General features: G+C 37.1%; 15 protein-coding genes. All 15 read left to right on the top strand.

The window, feature by feature from the left end; translation table 11 throughout:
- Positions 1-217: 217 nt before the first annotated feature.
- The 15 genes from recA to C9J37_RS05810 all read left to right on the top strand — a co-directional run bounded on the left by recA (position 218) and on the right by C9J37_RS05810 (position 17,832).
- A complete protein-coding gene (recA, locus tag C9J37_RS05880) occupies positions 218-1,282 on the top strand; it encodes a recombinase RecA (RefSeq protein WP_107894642.1) in 1,065 nt (354 codons plus the stop codon).
- 446 nt (positions 1,283-1,728) lie between these two features.
- Complete coding sequence (rny, locus tag C9J37_RS05875) at positions 1,729-3,288, top strand: ribonuclease Y (RefSeq protein WP_024361960.1); 1,560 nt, start codon at positions 1,729-1,731, stop codon at positions 3,286-3,288.
- Between the two features lie 306 nt (positions 3,289-3,594).
- On the top strand, positions 3,595-4,293 hold the full coding sequence (locus tag C9J37_RS05870) for a YveK family protein (protein WP_107894641.1): 699 nt from the start codon (positions 3,595-3,597) through the stop codon (positions 4,291-4,293).
- 69 nt (positions 4,294-4,362) lie between these two features.
- A complete protein-coding gene (locus C9J37_RS05865; protein ID WP_107894725.1) occupies positions 4,363-5,025 on the top strand; it encodes a CpsD/CapB family tyrosine-protein kinase in 663 nt (220 codons plus the stop codon).
- A gap of 31 nt (positions 5,026-5,056) precedes the next feature.
- Positions 5,057-5,821, top strand: coding sequence for a tyrosine-protein phosphatase (locus C9J37_RS05860; protein ID WP_107894640.1), 765 nt, complete (start codon positions 5,057-5,059; stop codon positions 5,819-5,821).
- Positions 5,822-5,885: 64 nt separating this feature from the next.
- Positions 5,886-7,004 (top strand): glycosyltransferase family 4 protein, encoded by a 1,119-nt coding sequence (locus C9J37_RS05855; protein ID WP_107894639.1) that lies wholly within the window; start codon positions 5,886-5,888, stop codon positions 7,002-7,004.
- Between the two features lie 40 nt (positions 7,005-7,044).
- Positions 7,045-8,226 carry a glycosyltransferase gene (locus C9J37_RS05850; RefSeq protein ID WP_107894638.1) on the top strand — a complete coding sequence of 394 codons (1,182 nt, stop codon included), beginning with the start codon at positions 7,045-7,047 and terminating at the stop codon, positions 8,224-8,226.
- Positions 8,223-9,563, top strand: a complete 1,341-nt coding sequence (locus C9J37_RS05845; RefSeq protein ID WP_107894637.1) for an O-antigen ligase family protein — start codon at positions 8,223-8,225, stop codon at positions 9,561-9,563. The genes C9J37_RS05850 and C9J37_RS05845 overlap by 4 nt, the downstream gene beginning before the upstream one ends.
- A 4-nt stretch (positions 9,564-9,567) precedes the next feature.
- Positions 9,568-10,611: a glycosyltransferase family 2 protein gene (locus C9J37_RS05840; RefSeq protein WP_107894636.1), complete on the top strand. Its 1,044-nt coding sequence runs from the start codon at positions 9,568-9,570 to the stop codon at positions 10,609-10,611.
- Positions 10,608-12,116, top strand: a complete 1,509-nt coding sequence (locus tag C9J37_RS05835; RefSeq protein WP_107894635.1) for a lipopolysaccharide biosynthesis protein — start codon at positions 10,608-10,610, stop codon at positions 12,114-12,116. Before C9J37_RS05840 ends, C9J37_RS05835 begins: the two co-directional genes overlap by 4 nt.
- Before the next feature lie 16 nt (positions 12,117-12,132).
- A complete protein-coding gene (locus C9J37_RS05830) occupies positions 12,133-13,326 on the top strand; it encodes an acyltransferase family protein (RefSeq protein ID WP_235617041.1) in 1,194 nt (397 codons plus the stop codon).
- A 167-nt stretch (positions 13,327-13,493) separates the two neighbouring features.
- Positions 13,494-14,291 (top strand): TIGR00282 family metallophosphoesterase, encoded by a 798-nt coding sequence (locus C9J37_RS05825; protein WP_024361951.1) that lies wholly within the window; start codon positions 13,494-13,496, stop codon positions 14,289-14,291.
- 230 nt (positions 14,292-14,521) lie between these two features.
- On the top strand, positions 14,522-14,788 hold the full coding sequence (locus C9J37_RS05820; RefSeq protein ID WP_010858535.1) for a stage V sporulation protein S: 267 nt from the start codon (positions 14,522-14,524) through the stop codon (positions 14,786-14,788).
- A gap of 438 nt (positions 14,789-15,226) precedes the next feature.
- On the top strand, positions 15,227-16,966 hold the full coding sequence (locus C9J37_RS05815) for a 2-oxoacid:acceptor oxidoreductase subunit alpha (protein ID WP_107894634.1): 1,740 nt from the start codon (positions 15,227-15,229) through the stop codon (positions 16,964-16,966).
- Positions 16,966-17,832 carry a 2-oxoacid:ferredoxin oxidoreductase subunit beta gene (locus C9J37_RS05810; RefSeq protein ID WP_107894633.1) on the top strand — a complete coding sequence of 289 codons (867 nt, stop codon included), beginning with the start codon at positions 16,966-16,968 and terminating at the stop codon, positions 17,830-17,832. The genes C9J37_RS05815 and C9J37_RS05810 overlap by 1 nt, the downstream gene beginning before the upstream one ends.
- Positions 17,833-17,917: the final 85 nt, after the last annotated feature.

The raw sequence follows: 17,917 nt of genomic DNA, 5'->3' as shown, positions 1-17,917 counted from the left end.
AAGAAGCATGCTAGGACGCACAGGTTGTGAAGCTATTACACTGAAATAGCATAGATTATAATAGTTCAAAATGGGAATTTGGGTAGGAAAAACTTATCCAAATTTTTATTTTGCACAAAAATCGAATAAATGTTCGCTTTTTTCTTGCGTGTTCTCTCAAAAACAAGTATAGTAGAGATAGATAAAAACAGTGAACAGTTTCGAAGGAGGAAAAACAATGAGTGATCGTAAAGCAGCCTTAGAACAGGCGTTAAAACAAATTGAGAAGAATTTCGGTAAAGGCTCTATCATGAAGCTAGGCGAAAAAACAGATTTAGAAATTGCTACATCTTCAAGTGGTTCGCTAGCGCTAGATGCAGCATTAGGTGTTGGTGGCTATCCACGTGGACGTATTATTGAAGTGTATGGTCCAGAATCATCAGGTAAAACAACAGTTGCGCTTCATGCTATTGCGGAAGTACAAGCTAAGGGCGGACAAGCTGCATTTATCGATGCTGAGCATGCATTAGATCCAATTTACGCTCAAAAATTAGGCGTAAATATTGATGAACTATTACTATCTCAACCAGATACAGGTGAGCAAGCGCTTGAAATTGCAGAAGCATTAGTGCGTAGTGGTGCGATTGATATTATCGTTATTGACTCTGTTGCAGCGCTCGTACCAAAAGCTGAAATCGAAGGCGATATGGGTGACTCTCACGTTGGTTTACAAGCTCGTTTAATGTCACAAGCATTACGTAAGCTTTCAGGTGCTATCAATAAATCAAAAACAATCGCTATTTTCATTAACCAAATTCGTGAAAAAATTGGTGTTATGTTCGGAAATCCAGAAACAACTCCTGGTGGTCGTGCGCTAAAATTCTATAGTTCAGTCCGTTTAGAAGTACGTCGTGCTGAAGCAATCAAACAAGGTAATGACATTATGGGTAACCGTACGAAAATTAAAATTGTCAAAAATAAAGTAGCACCACCATTCCGTACAGCGGAAGTTGATATTATGTACGGTGAAGGGATTTCTAAAGAAGGCGAAACGGTGGATTTAGGTGTAGAATTAGACATCGTTCAAAAAAGTGGATCTTGGTATGCATATGGTGATGAGCGTCTTGGCCAAGGACGTGAAAACGCAAAACAATATTTAAAAGAAAATCCTGCTGTTTTAGATGAAATCGCAAATAAAATTCGTTCGTCTTACGGTATTGCCGCACAATCGTATACAATTGCTGCACATGATGACGAGGAAATAGATGAAGAGTTAATGCTTCTTCTTGAAGATGAAAAATAATAATGCATCGTTCTCACTCTAAAGGGGTGAGGACGATTTTTTGTTTTCATTGATAGGCATGTACAACGATTGATCGTCTGTTAAAGTATTGCCGTTAAGAAAGAAATGTTCGTTTTGTCTAAGAAAGAGAAAATAATTGTATTAAGATGTACGTAATTGTGGTAATAATTGTATTATAACCTTTGTCATGATTAAATTAATTTTTAAGAACCATAGGTATTTTATCTAGCACAAAAGGCACAGTAAATTTATAGACCTTATGGATATGACTTACTTTTTTTCTTTCAGATAGGCGAACAGATGCCCGTCTATCCTTGACAGAGCTTGGGGCTAGCTATACAATTAAATATGTATAATTTCTGAATTATGACTTTAAAATAGGCAGTACAATTTTTGTATGCGCCGACTGAAACTGTATTACCCAAATAGCAAGAGGAGGTGTTCATATGGATGGAATTACTATCATCTCCGCTTTGCTTGGACTCATCGTTGGTGCCGCTGTTAGCTATATCTACATGAAAAAAGTGAATGACTCAAAAATCACTGGTGCTAAACATGTCGCTGAAACAATCGTTGAAGAAGGAAAACGAGAAGCGGAGGCATTAAAGAAAGAAGCACTACTTGAAGCCAAAGATGAAACTCACAAATTTCGCACTGAAGCAGAAAATGACATTCGTGACCGTCGTTTAGAACTTCAAAAACAAGAGAACCGTTTATTGCAAAGAGAAGAGAATCTTGATCGCAAGGATGATGCTCTAAATAAGAGAGAAGCCGGCTTAGAGCGTAAGGAACAAGCTCTAGCTGAAAGACAACAGCATATTGAACAGATGGAAAGCAAAGTGGACGAGCTCGTTGCAGCGCAAAAAACAGAGCTAGAGCGCATTTCTGCATTAACAAGAGATGAAGCTAAGACTATTATCTTAAGTGAAGTAGAAAAAGAGCTAGCAACTGATATTGCTGTGATGACGAAGGAATCTGAGACGCGTGTGAAAGAGGAATCTGATAAAAAAGCGCGTGAAATTTTATCATTGGCACTACAACGCTTTGCTGCAGATCACGTAGCAGAAACAACTGTTTCTGTTGTGAACTTGCCAAATGATGAAATGAAGGGCCGTATTATTGGTAGAGAGGGTCGAAATATCCGTACACTCGAAACGTTAACAGGTATCGATTTAATTATCGATGATACGCCAGAAGCCGTTATTTTATCTGGTTTTGATCCAATTCGTCGTGAAACGGCTCGACTTGCACTTGAAAAGCTGGTACAGGATGGTCGTATTCACCCTGCTCGCATCGAGGAAATGGTTGAAAAATCTCGTCGCGAGGTAGATGAACAAATTCGTGAAACAGGGGAACAAACGACATTTGAAATCGGCATCCACAATCTACACCCTGACTTAATGAAGATTTTGGGCCGCATGAAATATCGTACAAGCTACGGGCAAAACGTCCTAAAACATTCGGTGGAGGTCGCATATTTAGCAGGCTTACTAGCTGCTGAACTTGGTGAAGACGTAGCGTTAGCTCGTCGTGCTGGCTTATTGCATGATATAGGGAAAGCAATCGACCACGAAGTTGAAGGAAGCCATGTTGAAATCGGCGTGGAGTTAGCAACGAAATATAAAGAACATCCTGTTGTTATTAACAGTATCGCTTCTCACCATGGTGATACAGAAGCAACATCTGTCATTGCAGTATTAGTAGCTGCAGCTGATGCATTATCTGCAGCGCGTCCTGGTGCTCGAAGTGAGACACTGGAAAACTATATTCGCAGACTAGAAAAATTAGAAGAGATTTCTGAAAGTTACGATGGTGTTGAAAAATCATATGCCATCCAAGCAGGGCGTGAAATCCGTATTATTGTTCAACCAGAAAAAATTGATGATTTAGCTTCTCATCGACTTGCGCGTGATATTCGTAAGCGCATTGAAGAAGAACTAGATTATCCAGGACATATTAAAGTAACTGTTATCCGCGAAACACGTGCAGTGGAGTACGCGAAATAATAAAATAAAAGGCTCCTCTTGACTACAAGCAAGGGGGGCCTTTTTTATGTATATGAGCCATCAAACAGTGCACTTTTCAAAAGAGCTAACATTTAGCTCAAGTAAGAAATGCACAACAACATCTTGCAATGTTCAGTGTTTCCAAAGAGGGGGACACTTTTTTTGTGTCCAATTTTATATAAGAAACACTTCGTATTAGCTCTTTTTCAAGATGAATAAAAGAAGGAAATCAATAATATAATAGGCAATAAAACTTTTTGAGATCAGAGGAAACGAAGTATATGTAATGTCAAGGAGTGAGGGGCGTTGCAAGAAACTATCACCTTGCAGGATGTATTAAAAATAGTACGGAAGCAATTGCTGTATATTATGAGCTTTGCACTTTTTTTAGCATTAGTCACTGCGTTCTTTAGTTTTTTTATAATAAAGCCTACTTATGAGGCGCAAACGCAGCTGTTAGTAAATCAAAAAAATATCGACCAACAATCACGTTTAGGCGTACAACAGGTGGAAACGGATTTGCGTTTAATTAATACGTATAATGTCATTATTCAAAGCCCTGCTATTTTATCGAAAGTGATTAGCCGGCTTCATTTAGATAGTACACCAGAAAAATTAAAAGAACAGATTACTGTATCGAGTGCGAGTAATTCCCAAGTTGTGAATATTGCCGTTCAAGACAAGCAAGCTGACATGGCAGTTAATATTGCCAATACAGTAGCTGGGGTATTTCAAGAGGAGATTCAAGTGTTAATGGCGATAGATAATATTAATATTTTGTCAGTAGCGACATTAGATGACGAGCCTGAGCCAGTAGCACCAAACAAAAATTTATATATTGTGGCTGCTGCGATGCTAGGATTCATCGTAAGCGCTGGCTTTGCTGTATTACTAGAATGCTTGGATACAACAGTTAAGACAGAGCAAGATATTGAAGAAATCATTGGCTTGCCGATTATGGGCATCATTAGCAAAATAAACGATGCAACCTATAAAAACATATGAATCCCATAACAGAAGGAGGGAGTAACGGTGTTTCAACATAAAAGAGCAAATAAAAAAAAACTAGCCAAAATGGGCAGGAAGCTTGTGACAGTTGCGAATAGTAATTCCTTTGTCTCAGAGCAATTTCGTACCATCCGAACAAACATTACCTTTGCAATGCCCGACCAAGAAATCAAAACCATTTTAGTGACATCTGCCACACCGGGCGAAGGAAAGTCCACAAATGTCGCTAATTTAGGCGTTGTCTTTGCACAAGAAGGAAAAAAGATATTAATTGTTGATGCAGATTTACGTAAGCCAACTATGCATTATACATTTCGCTTAGCCAATATAAGGGGACTATCAAATTTACTGACTAGACAATATGAAATGGCAGAAGTGTTAAACAGTACAGAGATTCCGAATCTTTTTGTTATGACAAGCGGACCAATTCCCCCTAATCCAGCAGAACTTTTAGCTTCTAAAACGATGGATAGCGTCATCGTTCAACTGATAAAAGATTTTGACATTATTATTTTTGATGCTCCGCCATTGCTATCGGTCACGGATGCGCAAATTTTAGCTAATAAATGCCATGGCACACTATTAATTGTCCATAGTGGTGTAGTGGAAAATACAAGCGTACTAAAAGCAAAATTAAGTCTTGAGGCGTCAAAGGCGAATATTTTAGGTGTCGTTTTAAACAATTATAAAACACCACTAGGCGAATATTATGATCACTATTACCGTTAGTATATGGGCATAGATAGGGAAGTGAAACGTAATGGTCGATATGCATAGCCATATTTTAGTGAATGTTGATGATGGTCCAGAAACAGTAGAGGAGACATTCCAATTATTTGAACAAGCCATTGCAGAAGGCATTACAGCTATGATAGCTACATCACATGTTCTGCACCCGTTATATAATGTTCCTTTTCATGAAGTGAATGAGCAAATTGTAAAATTACAGCAGGAAATTGACAATCGACACATGCCGTTAACACTTTATCCTGGGCACGAGGTGAGACTGGCGGGGAATATTTTAGCGTTGTTTGAGAGCGGGCAGTTGCACACATTAGCCCATTCGAATTACTTATTATTAGAGCTTCCATCAGGTTACATACCGACATATACACGAACAATGATTTACAATTTATTGACAGCGGGTATTACACCAATCATTGCACATCCAGAACGCAATACAGCCATAGCAGAAGATCCAAGTTGCTTGGAGCAACTTATACGAGAGGGGGCACTCGCACAAATAACCGCAGGCAGTTTAGCTGGCCAGTTTGGCAAATCAATTCAACAGCTCTCTTTGAGATTAGTTCGCTCGAACCTCGTTCATACATATGGTTCGGATGTGCATAATGTTACGACACGCCCATTGTTATTTGAAAAAGGACTTCGCTTTTTAGAAAAGCACAAACAATTAGATGCAGTGGATGATTTTTTAGCCAATAATGCACGAATCATCCATAATCAGCCTGTCATCGTATATGAGCCTGACAATCAATTTACAAAAAAAGGATGGAGATTGTTTTAAATAAGCAAAAAATTAAACATGCATGACTGATAGAAGGTATTAAATAAATAAGGGGACAGTAGGGATGAGAGTTGTTTTTATGAGAAGTAATCCAATATCTCCAGATCCTAGAGTTGAAAAGGAAGTGGACAGCCTTATAAAAAATAACTGGCATGTACAAATAGTAGCTTGGGATAGAGATAGCAAATATAAGGAAAAAGTACAATTTCTAAAGCGTACACAGCCCATTAAAATCACAAGGTTTGGCATCCCTGCTACCTTTGGTGGCGGATTTAAAAAAAATTTATTTCCACTATTGCGATTTCAAATAAAACTATTTCAATGGCTACTTCAACATAAAAATACTTATGATATTATACACGCTTGTGACTTCGATACAGCATTTATCGGCACGATATGCGGGAAGTTACTCCGTAAAAAAGTTATTTATGATATGTTTGATTCCATTACTGCTCCCTTTCATGGGCCAGCAATGATAGGAAAGATTGTTGAAAAGATAGATATCGCTCTGTTGAATCGTGTGGATGCTGTTATTATTTGTACAGAAAAACGAAAAGGCCAAATAGCGAATGCATCACCAAAAAAAATAGAGGTGATTTATAATACGCCACTTCCTATGCCGTTAAATCATGACTTACAGTTGAACAAAGATAAAGTAAAAATAGTCTATGTTGGCATATTAGCCAAGGAAAGACTTATTAAAGAACTAGTTGAAATAGTAAAAGCAAATGGAAACTATGAATTGCATATTGGCGGATTTGGCGAGTATGCAGACGAATTGGCCGAACTCGCGCAAAAGTATGACAATATCCTCTATTACGGGAAGATTCCGTATGACAAAACACTCGCTTTAGAAAATAGTTGTGACATTATGACTGCCATTTACGACCCCGATGTTTCTAATCACTATTATGCAGCACCGAATAAATTTTATGAGGCACTGATGCTCGGAAAACCTTTAATTATGGTGAACAATACCGGAATGTCGGAAGTAGTGGCAGCACATAATCTAGGAGAGTTAATTGATTATAATCAACATAGTTTACAACAAGCTATTGAAAAGTTAATTGAGCGCAAAAAAGAATGGCCAGAGATATCTCGTAAAATGAAACTGTTATACGAAGATCACTATAGCTGGAGCGAAATGGAAAAGCGTATCATTACATTGTATAGCCATTTATAGCAGCACATAATATTGGATTTCTAGGGGGATTTCAGACTTTATGAAAATATTATTTGTTGCGCAAAATTTTCAGATGGGCGGTATTCAAAAGGCGTTAATTAATACATTGAAAGAACTTAGTGTTGATGAACAATATGAAATTGATATTTTTACATTTGGTGAAGGTGAGCTTTTAAAGGACATCCCTCCTAACGTCAATGTAAATATCGGCAACTTATTATTACAACTAATCGCTACCCCCTTTTATGTCGTGAAACAGAGAAAAAATTTCTGGCATATTATGCTGCGCATTGTATGTATGTTGCTTGTACGCATTATTGGCTCCAACAACTTTTATCCATTACTCTTAAAAAAACATCGCCCTAGTAAACACTATCATATAGCCATTTCTTATTTTAATGACGCACCAAATAGTTATTTTAACCGAGGTACAAATTTATTCGTCGATCAATTTGTACAGGCACATAAAAAGCTTGCATGGATACATACCGATCCATTAAGAGCAAATTTTAATTATAAGGTTTGTATCAAAACCTATAAAAATTTTGATAGATTAATTTGTGTTTCTGAAGCATGTAAGCGAAATTTACTAAAATTTCTTCCGCCCTATCAACATAAAATACAAGTTGTCTACAATTTTTTTCCGATAGCGGAAATTAAAGAATTAGCAACAGATTATACACCATTTGAAAAAGGAACGATGGATTTAGTATCTGTTGGTAGAATGGACAATGCCACAAAAAGATTCGACCTTATTCCATATATATGTAAGCTTTTAAAAGAGTCTTCTAGCAAGCGATTTCATTGGCGAATTATAGGAGATGGACCAGACTTACTTTTTAATCAACAATTAGCAGTACAATTAGGAGTAGATGATGTAGTTGAATTTGTTGGGCAATGTCATAATCCATATCCGTTTATTAAAGAAAGCGATGTCCTTATATTAACTTCAGCGTATGAAGGTTATCCGATGGTAGTTGGCGAGGCATTAATATTAGAAACGCCTGTTATTACGACGAATTTTGCAGCAGCAGGTGAACAAATACAACATGGATTCAATGGATTGATAACAGATGGGGATATAGAGGATATTTACGCGGTCATTGCTAATGTTATCCAGAATAAGGATTGTCTCGACAAGATGAAAAAGTATATTGAGGAAAATAGCTATACAAATCGAAAGGCACGAGAGCAATTAGTATTGGAGTTTGATCGTAAATGATAGTAAAAAGTAAAAATTATAGTATTTTGCTCTGTATTGTTTCCAGTATTTTTGTTGTGTTAAAAATGTATACAGATAATCCGCTTTTTCTTTGGCTTTTTATCCTATTTGTAATGACAGCCATGCTGTTGGATAAGCAACAACATCGACTTGATTATTTACTGTTCTTTATTTCATGGGTATATGTCATAAAGTTTGAGTTAACAGGTCACTCACTTTTTGTCGTGCTATGCTTTTTTTATATTGTGTTAAGTATAGTAACACTCTTTATACACAAGAAGAGGATTTCAACACAGCTTGTTTTAACGTATGTTCTTTTTGTGTTTTTTGCTGTTATGGCAACACTGTTTAGTAGTGGCAATGTCATCGAAGCGTTTGGCTTTGTATTAAATTATAGTGTAATCTTTTTTGCCGTTCTGTTCATCGATTCAAATGGTTATTTTAGAAGATATACCTATGTCTATGCAGTAGGCTTATTATGCGCTGCTATCGTACGGTGGGTAAGTTTTTCGGTTCCAGCGATTAATCACTTTATTGAGTCCATGACAATCGTTAATACAGTAAAAACGACAAGTACCATTAATACACGGTTTACAGGTTTAGATTTAGATCCGAATTATTTTAGTTTGCAAATTTTGATAGCTATTGCGTGCTTACTCGTTCTATATTGTTACGACAATAAAATAGAAGTTACACCGATTGTGCTTATTATAATCTTAGCTATATTTGGTGTATTTACTTATTCTAAAATGTTTATTATCACATTTATCACATTCATTTTATTAACGTTCATTATGTTTCTAAAGCACAATGTCAAAACAGCGATTAAATTTGCTTCGTTTATCGTCGTAGTGTTAAGTGTTTCGTTATTTTTTTTTTACGAGAGACTATTCGAAATTTATTGGGTTCGCTTTTTTGGCGCAGGAACATCGACAGATGCTATTACGACTGGTCGAGTGAGTAGCTGGAATATGTTTGCGACAGAAATTTTACAAAGTACGAAAATCGTTGTTTTTGGAGCGGGGTTTGGCACGAGCTTCTCTACTGCAAAAATGGCACATACAATGTATCTATCCACGCCTTATTATCTTGGTGTAGTAGGAGTAGCACTTGCATTACTCTATATCTTCTCTTTAACTAAAGTTCTCCGTCAAAACATTAGTAATCGTAAAACAAACTTTCAATACCTAACCATCAACGCAATTCCTCTCTATATTATGTTAATAGCTAATACTGTACTTGATTCGTTCGTTATGGATTATTTCCCTTTTCATATTTTAATGATTATGTTTGCCTTAGCACTTTATAAAACGCAGGAGCATGAGGTAGGGAGGTAAAGCAGTGCCATTATTAAGTATTATTGTGCCCATTTATAATGTGGAGCTGTATTTACGGCAATGTGTAGATAGCATTTTAACACAAACATTTGAGGACTTTGAATTAATACTGGTCAACGATGGCTCAACGGATAATAGTCCCAACATATGTGACGACTATGCTGCACGCGATGCAAGAATTATTGTCGTGCATAAAGAAAATGGTGGCCTTGTTAGTGCGCGTAAAGCGGGTCTAAGCATTGCTAAAGGAAAATATATTGGCTATGTAGATAGTGATGATTGGATTGAAGCGGACATGTATCAAGCACTATGTGATGCAGCACAGGCTTTTAACGTAGATATTGTTATTTGCGATATTATAGAAAACTATCTGGATTATGAAATTAAAGCTACGCAAATTGTGAAACCTGGATTATATCGAAAGGATAGGATGATAAAAGAAGTTTACCCGATTATGCTGTATGCGGGGCAATACTATCAGTTTGGATTATTTCCTTCTGTTTCAAATAAACTATTTAAAAAGTCACTTCTTGAAAAATTTCAATATCAAGTGGACGATCAAATACGCATGGGGGAAGATGTTGCCTGTACATATCCAAGTTTACTTAATGCGAAAAGTATCTATTTATTAGACAAACAGTATCTTTATCATTATCGCCAAAATCCTTCTTCTATGACAGCTAGCTATGATCAGCAGTTTTTTGAGAAAACACTCGTCTTATATAAACATTTGAGAGAGTTATCCCCAGTCCCTTATTTCGTAAATCAACTACAGTATTATTTGACCTATTTAGTGATTGCAGGAGTCCAGAATGAATTGCATCGAGAGAATGAGAAAACCTTACGTGAAAAAAGAGCCTTTCTCAAAAAAATGCTTAAACATCGCGACATTAATGAGGTGTTACAGGCAATTTGTCCAAATAAATTGCCATTCAAAGTGAAACTAATCATTTTGTTATTAAAGAGACAATCTATTTTTTTACTATATGTATTGGCTAGGGTCAAACAAAAAACCAATATTAGTAAGACTTTAAAGGGAGCAAAATGAGAACAAGGAAAATTTTATTAAACTTATTTTCCAATGTCGTGTTGCAAGTTGTTACCGCCGTGATTAATTTTATTTTGCCTCGATTATTTATGACGACTTACGGTTCTGCTACGAATGGACTTGTTACATCGATTAAGCAATTTTTAGGTTATTTAAAAATTGTAGAAGCGGGTATCGGTAGTGCATCCGTCGCAGCGCTTTACAAACCATTAGCTATGAACGACAAACAACAGATAAATGGCATCCTTTCAGCCACGCATTATTTTTATCGACGTTCGGGTATGGTTTTTGTTGTATTAGTAGCCTTGTTGGCTATGTTCTATCCGCTGTTGGTAAAGGAAGATGTGTCACCTCTAACCGCATTTTATATGGTGCTTATTTTAGGTATCAGTGGCGTATGGGAATATTTTTTGATTGGGAAATATTACGTTTTGCTAACAGCAGATCAAAAAAGCTATATTGTGTTTCGTATTCAAACAGGTTTATTGGTTGTTAGTACGATGCTATCGTTGACTTTATTAACTCTCGGGTTTTCAATCATTATTGTAGTTGGCAGTTCTAGCATTCTATTATTACTAGATATTCTTTTTTTAAAAGTATATGTCCAAAAAAAATACCCATATTTTAATAGTAAAGTAACACCAAATACACCAGCTATAAAAAAAAGATGGGACGCTTTAATCCATCAAATCGCCTCGTTAGTTGTTTTTAATACACCGTTTATGTTAATTACCGTTTTTCTTGGACTTGCAGAGGTTAGTGTATTTACTGTATACAATATGGTATTTAATGCTGTTACATTATTTATTTCAGCTTTCTCCGGTGCGATGTTAGCTGCCTTTGGAGACATACTTGTAAAAGAAGAAAAAGAGGCACTACAACGACATTTTCATCATTTTGAATGTATTTTTTTTGCAGTCGTTGCTTTCGGTTACACATGTACAGCCCTGTTAATTTTGCCTTTTATAACAATTTATACAGCGGGTGTTGAGGATGCAAACTATATAAGACCATGGTTAGCTGCACTCTTTGTCATAGTAGGCATTGCCAATGCAATACGAATTCCTGCGAATACATTAGTGAATTCGGCAGGGCATTTTAAAGAGACAAAAAATCGAGCTATTATTGAAGCGGCCATTAATCTTTCTGTGTCCTTTGTTTTAGTGCAATTTTTTGGGGCGGAGGGCATTTTAATAGGGGGGCTTTGTTCGTATGCCTATCGTACTTGTGACTTAATCTTATATACATCTAAAGAAATATTAAAAACTTCCGTACGTATTACGGTTAAAAAAATAGTGCTGAATTGTGTTTTGGCATTTATCGCGGCATCCCCATTTCTATTTTTAATCGAACTACATATCGTGAGCGCAAAGGCATGGTTTTTAGCAGCTATATGTATTTCTTTATGGACCATTTTAGTAGTTGTGATGGGGAATTTACTGTTCCAACCTACAACGATGCGGGAAATTTTGCTGCATTTAAAACGTGTAATTTTCAATGACTAGAAGCGTTCTCTTGGTAGTGAGGAAGGCATACAAGCTAGAACACTCGAATGAAAATAAGATGGATTGCTTAGAAATGGCAGGTGGAAAAATGAAGCCAGTTGTGAAGGAAATATTTTTACTAAGGTTTGTCGCCTGTTTAGGAATTGTTTTAATGCATAGTGTCACTTTAGGATTGGACTTGTTCGATATAGAGAAAAATACAATATTTATTGTGCTGACATCTCTTCAATTAGCATTGATGTTTGGAACACCTGTCTTTATTTTTATTTCGGAGTTTGTTATTGCTTATTCCTATCCACATCAACTGCCAAAAAAATTTTATAAAAAACGTTTTAACTATATTTTTCTTCCGTTTATTTTTATCGGTTTTTTGGATGCGGCTTTTCATTCAATAAGCATGACTAATGTTGAATTTGATAAGAAGATTATTTTAAATTTTTTTGAAGGGGATTTCCACGGATATTTTATCGTGATCGTTTTTCAGTTTTATTTTTTACATCCATTATTTGTGAAATTTGTTGTATCCAAATACCGTGCTTACCAAGTGATTATGACGGCATGTCTTGTTAATTTTTCTTACCTTGCAGTCTTTAATTTTTTTGATCCTTTTCGGTATTTATCGTTCCTTCCTTATCTAGAAGTGGAATGGAATGTGTTAAATAAGATGCCTTTTCCCGCTTGGATTGCCTATTTTGTCGTAGCTTATTATTGCGGTAAAAACTATGAGCAGTTTTTATTGTTACTCCAACGATTGCGTTATTTCCTACCGAGTGTAGGTATACTTACACTCGGTATATTACTCGCCAGTCAATGGTCTGGCGTGATTACTGAAGTTCACTCCAAGAGGATTGATGTAATCCCCTATACATTGAGCGTAGCCTTTCTATTGTTCTATATTGCAAATAAAGTAAAGCACATGCCTAAGTTTGTTATTTTTATTAGCCGTTACTCATTTGGGATTTATTTACTACATCCTCTTTTTATTATTTTACTAAAAACTATTTTTATAAAATTTATAGATGATGTAAGTGTATTTACTGTTATTATCACTACATTTTTATGCAGCACGATATGTTCTATCTGTGCTACATATTTACTGAATAAATGGCGGTTTGGTCCTTATTTAGTAGGGCAAGTACATGCGGAAGAAAGCTTAGCTAACGACAAAAAAATTGCCGGTAAAACAAAACAGGTACTTCATCAACGTTAATGAATGCCAGTTGGATGAGATGCTTTGAGCTGAAAAGAGAAATTAAAGCAAGCGAATGCAAACAAGGGATATAATTTAGTGATGGTTTTTCTTTATATTTTGCGATTGATGAAGAAAAAATGGTAAACTCTAATGAGTGTTATTGATAGAAAGAGTGGTTTTGTAAAATGAAAGTAATTTTTATTGGAGATATCGTCGGTTCAATTGGCCGAGATGCGGTAGAAAAATATTTACCACGATTAAAAAAGAAGTTTAGTCCAGATGTTGTCATTGCAAATGGTGAAAATGCAGCAGCAGGTCGTGGGATTACACGTAATATTTATAATGATTTATTACAAATGGGTGTAGATGTTATTACTATGGGTAACCACACTTGGGATAATAAAGATATTTTTGATTTTATTGATGATGCTGATTATTTAATTCGTCCTGCGAACTTTTCGTCTGAGGCACCGGGTAAGGGCATGGTGCAAATTGCGAAAAATGGCGTTACATTATCGGTTATTAATTTACACGGTCGTGTATTTTTGCCACCGCATGAAGATCCGTTTGCAATGGCTGAACAATTGATTGAAGAAGCTCGTAAAACGTCACCGCTTGTATTTGTGGATTTCCACGCTGAAGCGACAAGTGAAAAAATAGCGCTTGGATGGCACTTGGATGGCAAGGCATCGGCAGTCGTTGGAACACATACGCATGTGCAAACAGCAGATGCACGCATTTATCCTAACGGTACTGCTTATATTACAGACGTAGGTATGACTGGCCCGTATGATGAAATTTTAGGCATGACAAAGGAAAGTGTGATTTACAAGTTCCAAACAAATATGCCGTCTCGTTTTGAAGTACCGAAAAAGGGTCGTGATGTGTTAAGTGGCTTTTTTGTTGAGATTGATGACAAGACAGGGAAGGCATTGCGTTGTGAAAGAATTTATATTAATGAGGACTATCCGTTTCAGGCGTAAGATAAACTACTGTGCATTTTTCATGTGCAGTAGTTTTTTTATTGTGTCGAGCTATTTTAACGAAAGAAAATAACTCGTTTTTTAAGGCTTTACAATATATAAGAATTGAAAAATAGTCTATTTTCATATTGCCGAGCATAAAATGAGCTACGGACAATAACTTGGGGACCAAAAAGGGGGACATGAGTTGTTGAGCGTAAACACTATTCGCGAAACGGGGAGGAATAATTGTGGATTCATTAAAAGTATCGTCACGCTCTAATCCAAATTCAGTTGCAGGTGCATTAGTCGCGGTAATAAGAGAAAAAGGGCAAGCAGAAATGCAGGCAGTTGGGGCAGGTGCACTTAACCAAGCCGTGAAAGCAGTGGCCATTGCACGCGGATTTGTAGCGCCAAGTGGCACAGATTTAATTTGCGCTCCGGCGTTTGCCGATATTTTGATTGCAGGCGAAGAACGTACAGCCTTAAAGCTGCTAGTAGAAAAACGAGTTCGATAATAAAGTAGAACTTTAATCGGTGGGGGGAAACCCCCACCGATTATTAGTGCCAGTCACTGAAACAATTCTGAATATTTATCACTCTGCCAGTAGGGCGAATAAAGTAAAAATCCACGAATGCTCCTGTGGGACACAGACACACGTACAAGCCTCGTAAAATTGAGGGTTGCGGCTTGTGTTGTGCCCGCAAACAGCGAAGTGGATTTTTTTACGTGCCAGTCACTCATACAATTCATACAATTATTCAGTACTTGAAATTAGTGAGTTAATTTTTTATACTTAATTGATTTGAAAATTACAACTTTTCGGACAACATTTTCAGTCAAAGGTCTGAATTTCGTCTAATTCATTGAATAACAATAGTGTAGACCGTATCTTCGTGTTAAACTTATGAAGGAAAAAAATAATAGTATACATTGGATTTAAGGAGTTGTTGAGATGTTACATCAGCTTTCGTGGAAAGTCGGTGGGCAGCAGGGTGAAGGGATTGAGAGTACAGGTGAGATTTTCTCGATGGCAATGAATCGTCTAGGTTATTTCCTATACGGTTATCGTCACTTCTCTTCTCGTATAAAAGGTGGCCACACTAATAATAAAATTACAGTTCGTCCAACAGAAGTACGTTCCATTGCGGATGATTTAGATATTTTAGTGGCGTTCGATCAAGAAACAATCGACGTCAATTATAAAGAATTAACAGAAAAAGGGATTATTTTAGCCGATGCAAAATTTGAACCTGTAAAGCCAGAGGATTCAAAAGCGCCATTATTTGCCGTACCATTCACAGAAGTGGCAGCTGAACTAGGTACAACGTTAATGAAAAACATGGTTGCTATTGGAGCTACTGCTTCACTTCTAAACTTAGAAGACGCTGTGTTCCAAAATGTTGTAGATGACATCTTCGGTAAAAAAGGTGAAGAGGTTGTTCAGAAAAACATGGAGGCCATTGCGCGCGGTCATGACATGATGAATGAATTATTAGGCGATCGCGTTGGTGAGTGGGCATTAGCGCCAGCTGATGGTAAACGTCGTATGTTTATGATCGGTAATGATGCAGTAGCACTTGGGGCATTAGCTGCGGGTACTCGTTTTATGGCAGCTTATCCAATTACACCTGCCTCTGAAATTATGGAATACCTTATTAAAAAATTGCCAAAATTTGGTGGCGCTGTGATTCAAACAGAAGATGAGATTGCTGCAGCGACGATGGCGATTGGCGCAAACTTCGGTGGTGTCCGTTCATTTACAGCGTCAGCAGGTCCTGGTCTTTCACTTATGATGGAAGCAATCGGTCTTTCAGGTATGACTGAGCAGCCTCTAGTGGTGATCGATACACAACGTGGCGGCCCATCTACTGGCTTACCAACAAAACAAGAGCAATCTGATTTAATGGCGATGCTTTATGGTACGCATGGTGAAATTCCGAAAGTGGTCATCGCACCTTCTACAATGGAAGAAGCATTCTTTGATACTATTCAAGCGTTTAATATTGCAGAGGAATTACAATTGCCAGTTATTTTAATGACAGACTTACAATTGTCACTTGGTAAACAAACGGTTGAACCATTCGATTACAATAAAATTGAAATTCGCCGCGGTAAAATTGTCACTGATGATATTGAAGCTTCAGCAGATAAAGCTTACTTCAAACGTTATGAAGATACAGAAGATGGTATTTCGCCGCGTGTGTTACCAGGTCACTTAAATGGTATCCACCATGTTACTGGTGTTGAGCATGATGAAACAGGGAAACCATCTGAAGCAACGGGCAATCGTCGTGCACAAATGGACAAACGCTTCCGCAAGCTAGAAGCCTTGAAGTTTGATACACCAGTTTACAAAAATACACCACATGAAGAAGCAGATGTTTTATTAGTAGGCTTTAATTCAACACGTGGAGCGATTGAAGAAGTACAAGAGCGTTTAAACGCACAAGGCATGAAGGTGAACCACGCGCATATCCGTTTAATTCACCCATTCCCTTCTGCTGAGATGGCACCTCTTGTAGCGAAAGCGAAAAAAGTAATCGTTGTGGAAAACAACTACACAGGTCAATTAGCTAATATTATGAAAATGAATATTGGTGGTCACGATAAAATTGAGATGATTACAAAATATAACGGTACACCATTTTTACCAGGTGAACTAGAAAATAGAGTGAAGGAGTTGACTCGCTAATGGCAACATTTAAGGATTTTCGTAATACAGTGAAACCGAACTGGTGCCCAGGTTGTGGCGACTTCTCTGTGCAGGCTGCGATTCAACGTGCAGCAGCAAATGTAGGCATTGAACCAAACGAGCTAGCTGTTATTTCTGGGATCGGCTGTTCAGGTCGTATTTCGGGTTACATTAATTCATATGGTTTTCACGGTATTCATGGTCGTGCATTACCAATTGCACAAGGGTTGAAAATGGCCAATCGTGATTTAAACGTCATTGCCTCTGGTGGTGACGGAGATGGTTTTGCGATTGGTATGGGTCATACCATTCATGCCATCCGTCGTAACATCGATATCACATACGTTGTGATGGATAACCAAATTTACGGTTTAACAAAAGGGCAAACATCTCCACGCTCGGCTGCTGGGTTTATTACAAAATCAACGCCAGGTGGTGCAATTGAGCCATCATTAAAGCCTTTAGAAGTAGCCTTAACTAGTGGTGCAACGTTTGTGGCTCAAGGCTTCTCAACGGATATTAAAGAATTAACAGCTATAATTGAAGCGGGCATTAACCATAAAGGCTTTTCTTTCATCAACGTCTTTTCACCATGTGTTACTTACAACAAAGTGAATACGTACGATTGGTTTAAAGAAAACTTAACAAAGCTAGCTGATATTGAAGGTTATGATAATGCTGACCGTGGCATGGCAATGCGCACAGTAATGGAGCATGAAGGCTTAGTAACAGGTATTATTTATCAAGATAAAGAAACAGCTTCTTATCAAGAAAAAGTACCTGGCTACGCTGAGTTGCCATTAACGGATATCGACATTAAAATGAGCGAAAATGAATTCGATGCACTTGTGCAGGAGTTTATGTAAATAAAAACATTGAAAGCCACTATGCTCGATTGAGGCTTTCAAAATGAAGACAGAAGGCAATTAAGATGGAATATCTTAACGCCTT

Source organism: Lysinibacillus mangiferihumi (genome assembly GCF_003049665.1).
GTDB lineage: Bacteria > Bacillota > Bacilli > Bacillales_A > Planococcaceae > Lysinibacillus > Lysinibacillus mangiferihumi.
This window is presented reverse-complemented; position numbering and strand designations above follow the sequence as displayed.

Excerpts from the sequence above, each read along its gene's own strand:
- C9J37_RS05810 (WP_107894633.1), top strand. The coding sequence starts at position 16,966 with ATGGCAACATTTAAGGATTTTCGTAATACAGTGAAACCGAACTGGTGC.
- rny (WP_024361960.1), top strand. The coding sequence starts at position 1,729 with ATGGATGGAATTACTATCATCTCCGCTTTGCTTGGACTCATCGTTGGT.
- C9J37_RS05815 (WP_107894634.1), top strand. The coding sequence starts at position 15,227 with ATGTTACATCAGCTTTCGTGGAAAGTCGGTGGGCAGCAGGGTGAAGGG.
- C9J37_RS05865 (WP_107894725.1), top strand. The coding sequence starts at position 4,363 with ATGGGCAGGAAGCTTGTGACAGTTGCGAATAGTAATTCCTTTGTCTCA.
- C9J37_RS05860 (WP_107894640.1), top strand. The coding sequence starts at position 5,057 with ATGGTCGATATGCATAGCCATATTTTAGTGAATGTTGATGATGGTCCA.
- C9J37_RS05855 (WP_107894639.1), top strand. The coding sequence starts at position 5,886 with ATGAGAGTTGTTTTTATGAGAAGTAATCCAATATCTCCAGATCCTAGA.
- C9J37_RS05835 (WP_107894635.1), top strand. The coding sequence starts at position 10,608 with ATGAGAACAAGGAAAATTTTATTAAACTTATTTTCCAATGTCGTGTTG.
- C9J37_RS05825 (WP_024361951.1), top strand. The coding sequence starts at position 13,494 with ATGAAAGTAATTTTTATTGGAGATATCGTCGGTTCAATTGGCCGAGAT.
- C9J37_RS05850 (WP_107894638.1), top strand. The coding sequence starts at position 7,045 with ATGAAAATATTATTTGTTGCGCAAAATTTTCAGATGGGCGGTATTCAA.
- C9J37_RS05845 (WP_107894637.1), top strand. The coding sequence starts at position 8,223 with ATGATAGTAAAAAGTAAAAATTATAGTATTTTGCTCTGTATTGTTTCC.
- recA (WP_107894642.1), top strand. The coding sequence starts at position 218 with ATGAGTGATCGTAAAGCAGCCTTAGAACAGGCGTTAAAACAAATTGAG.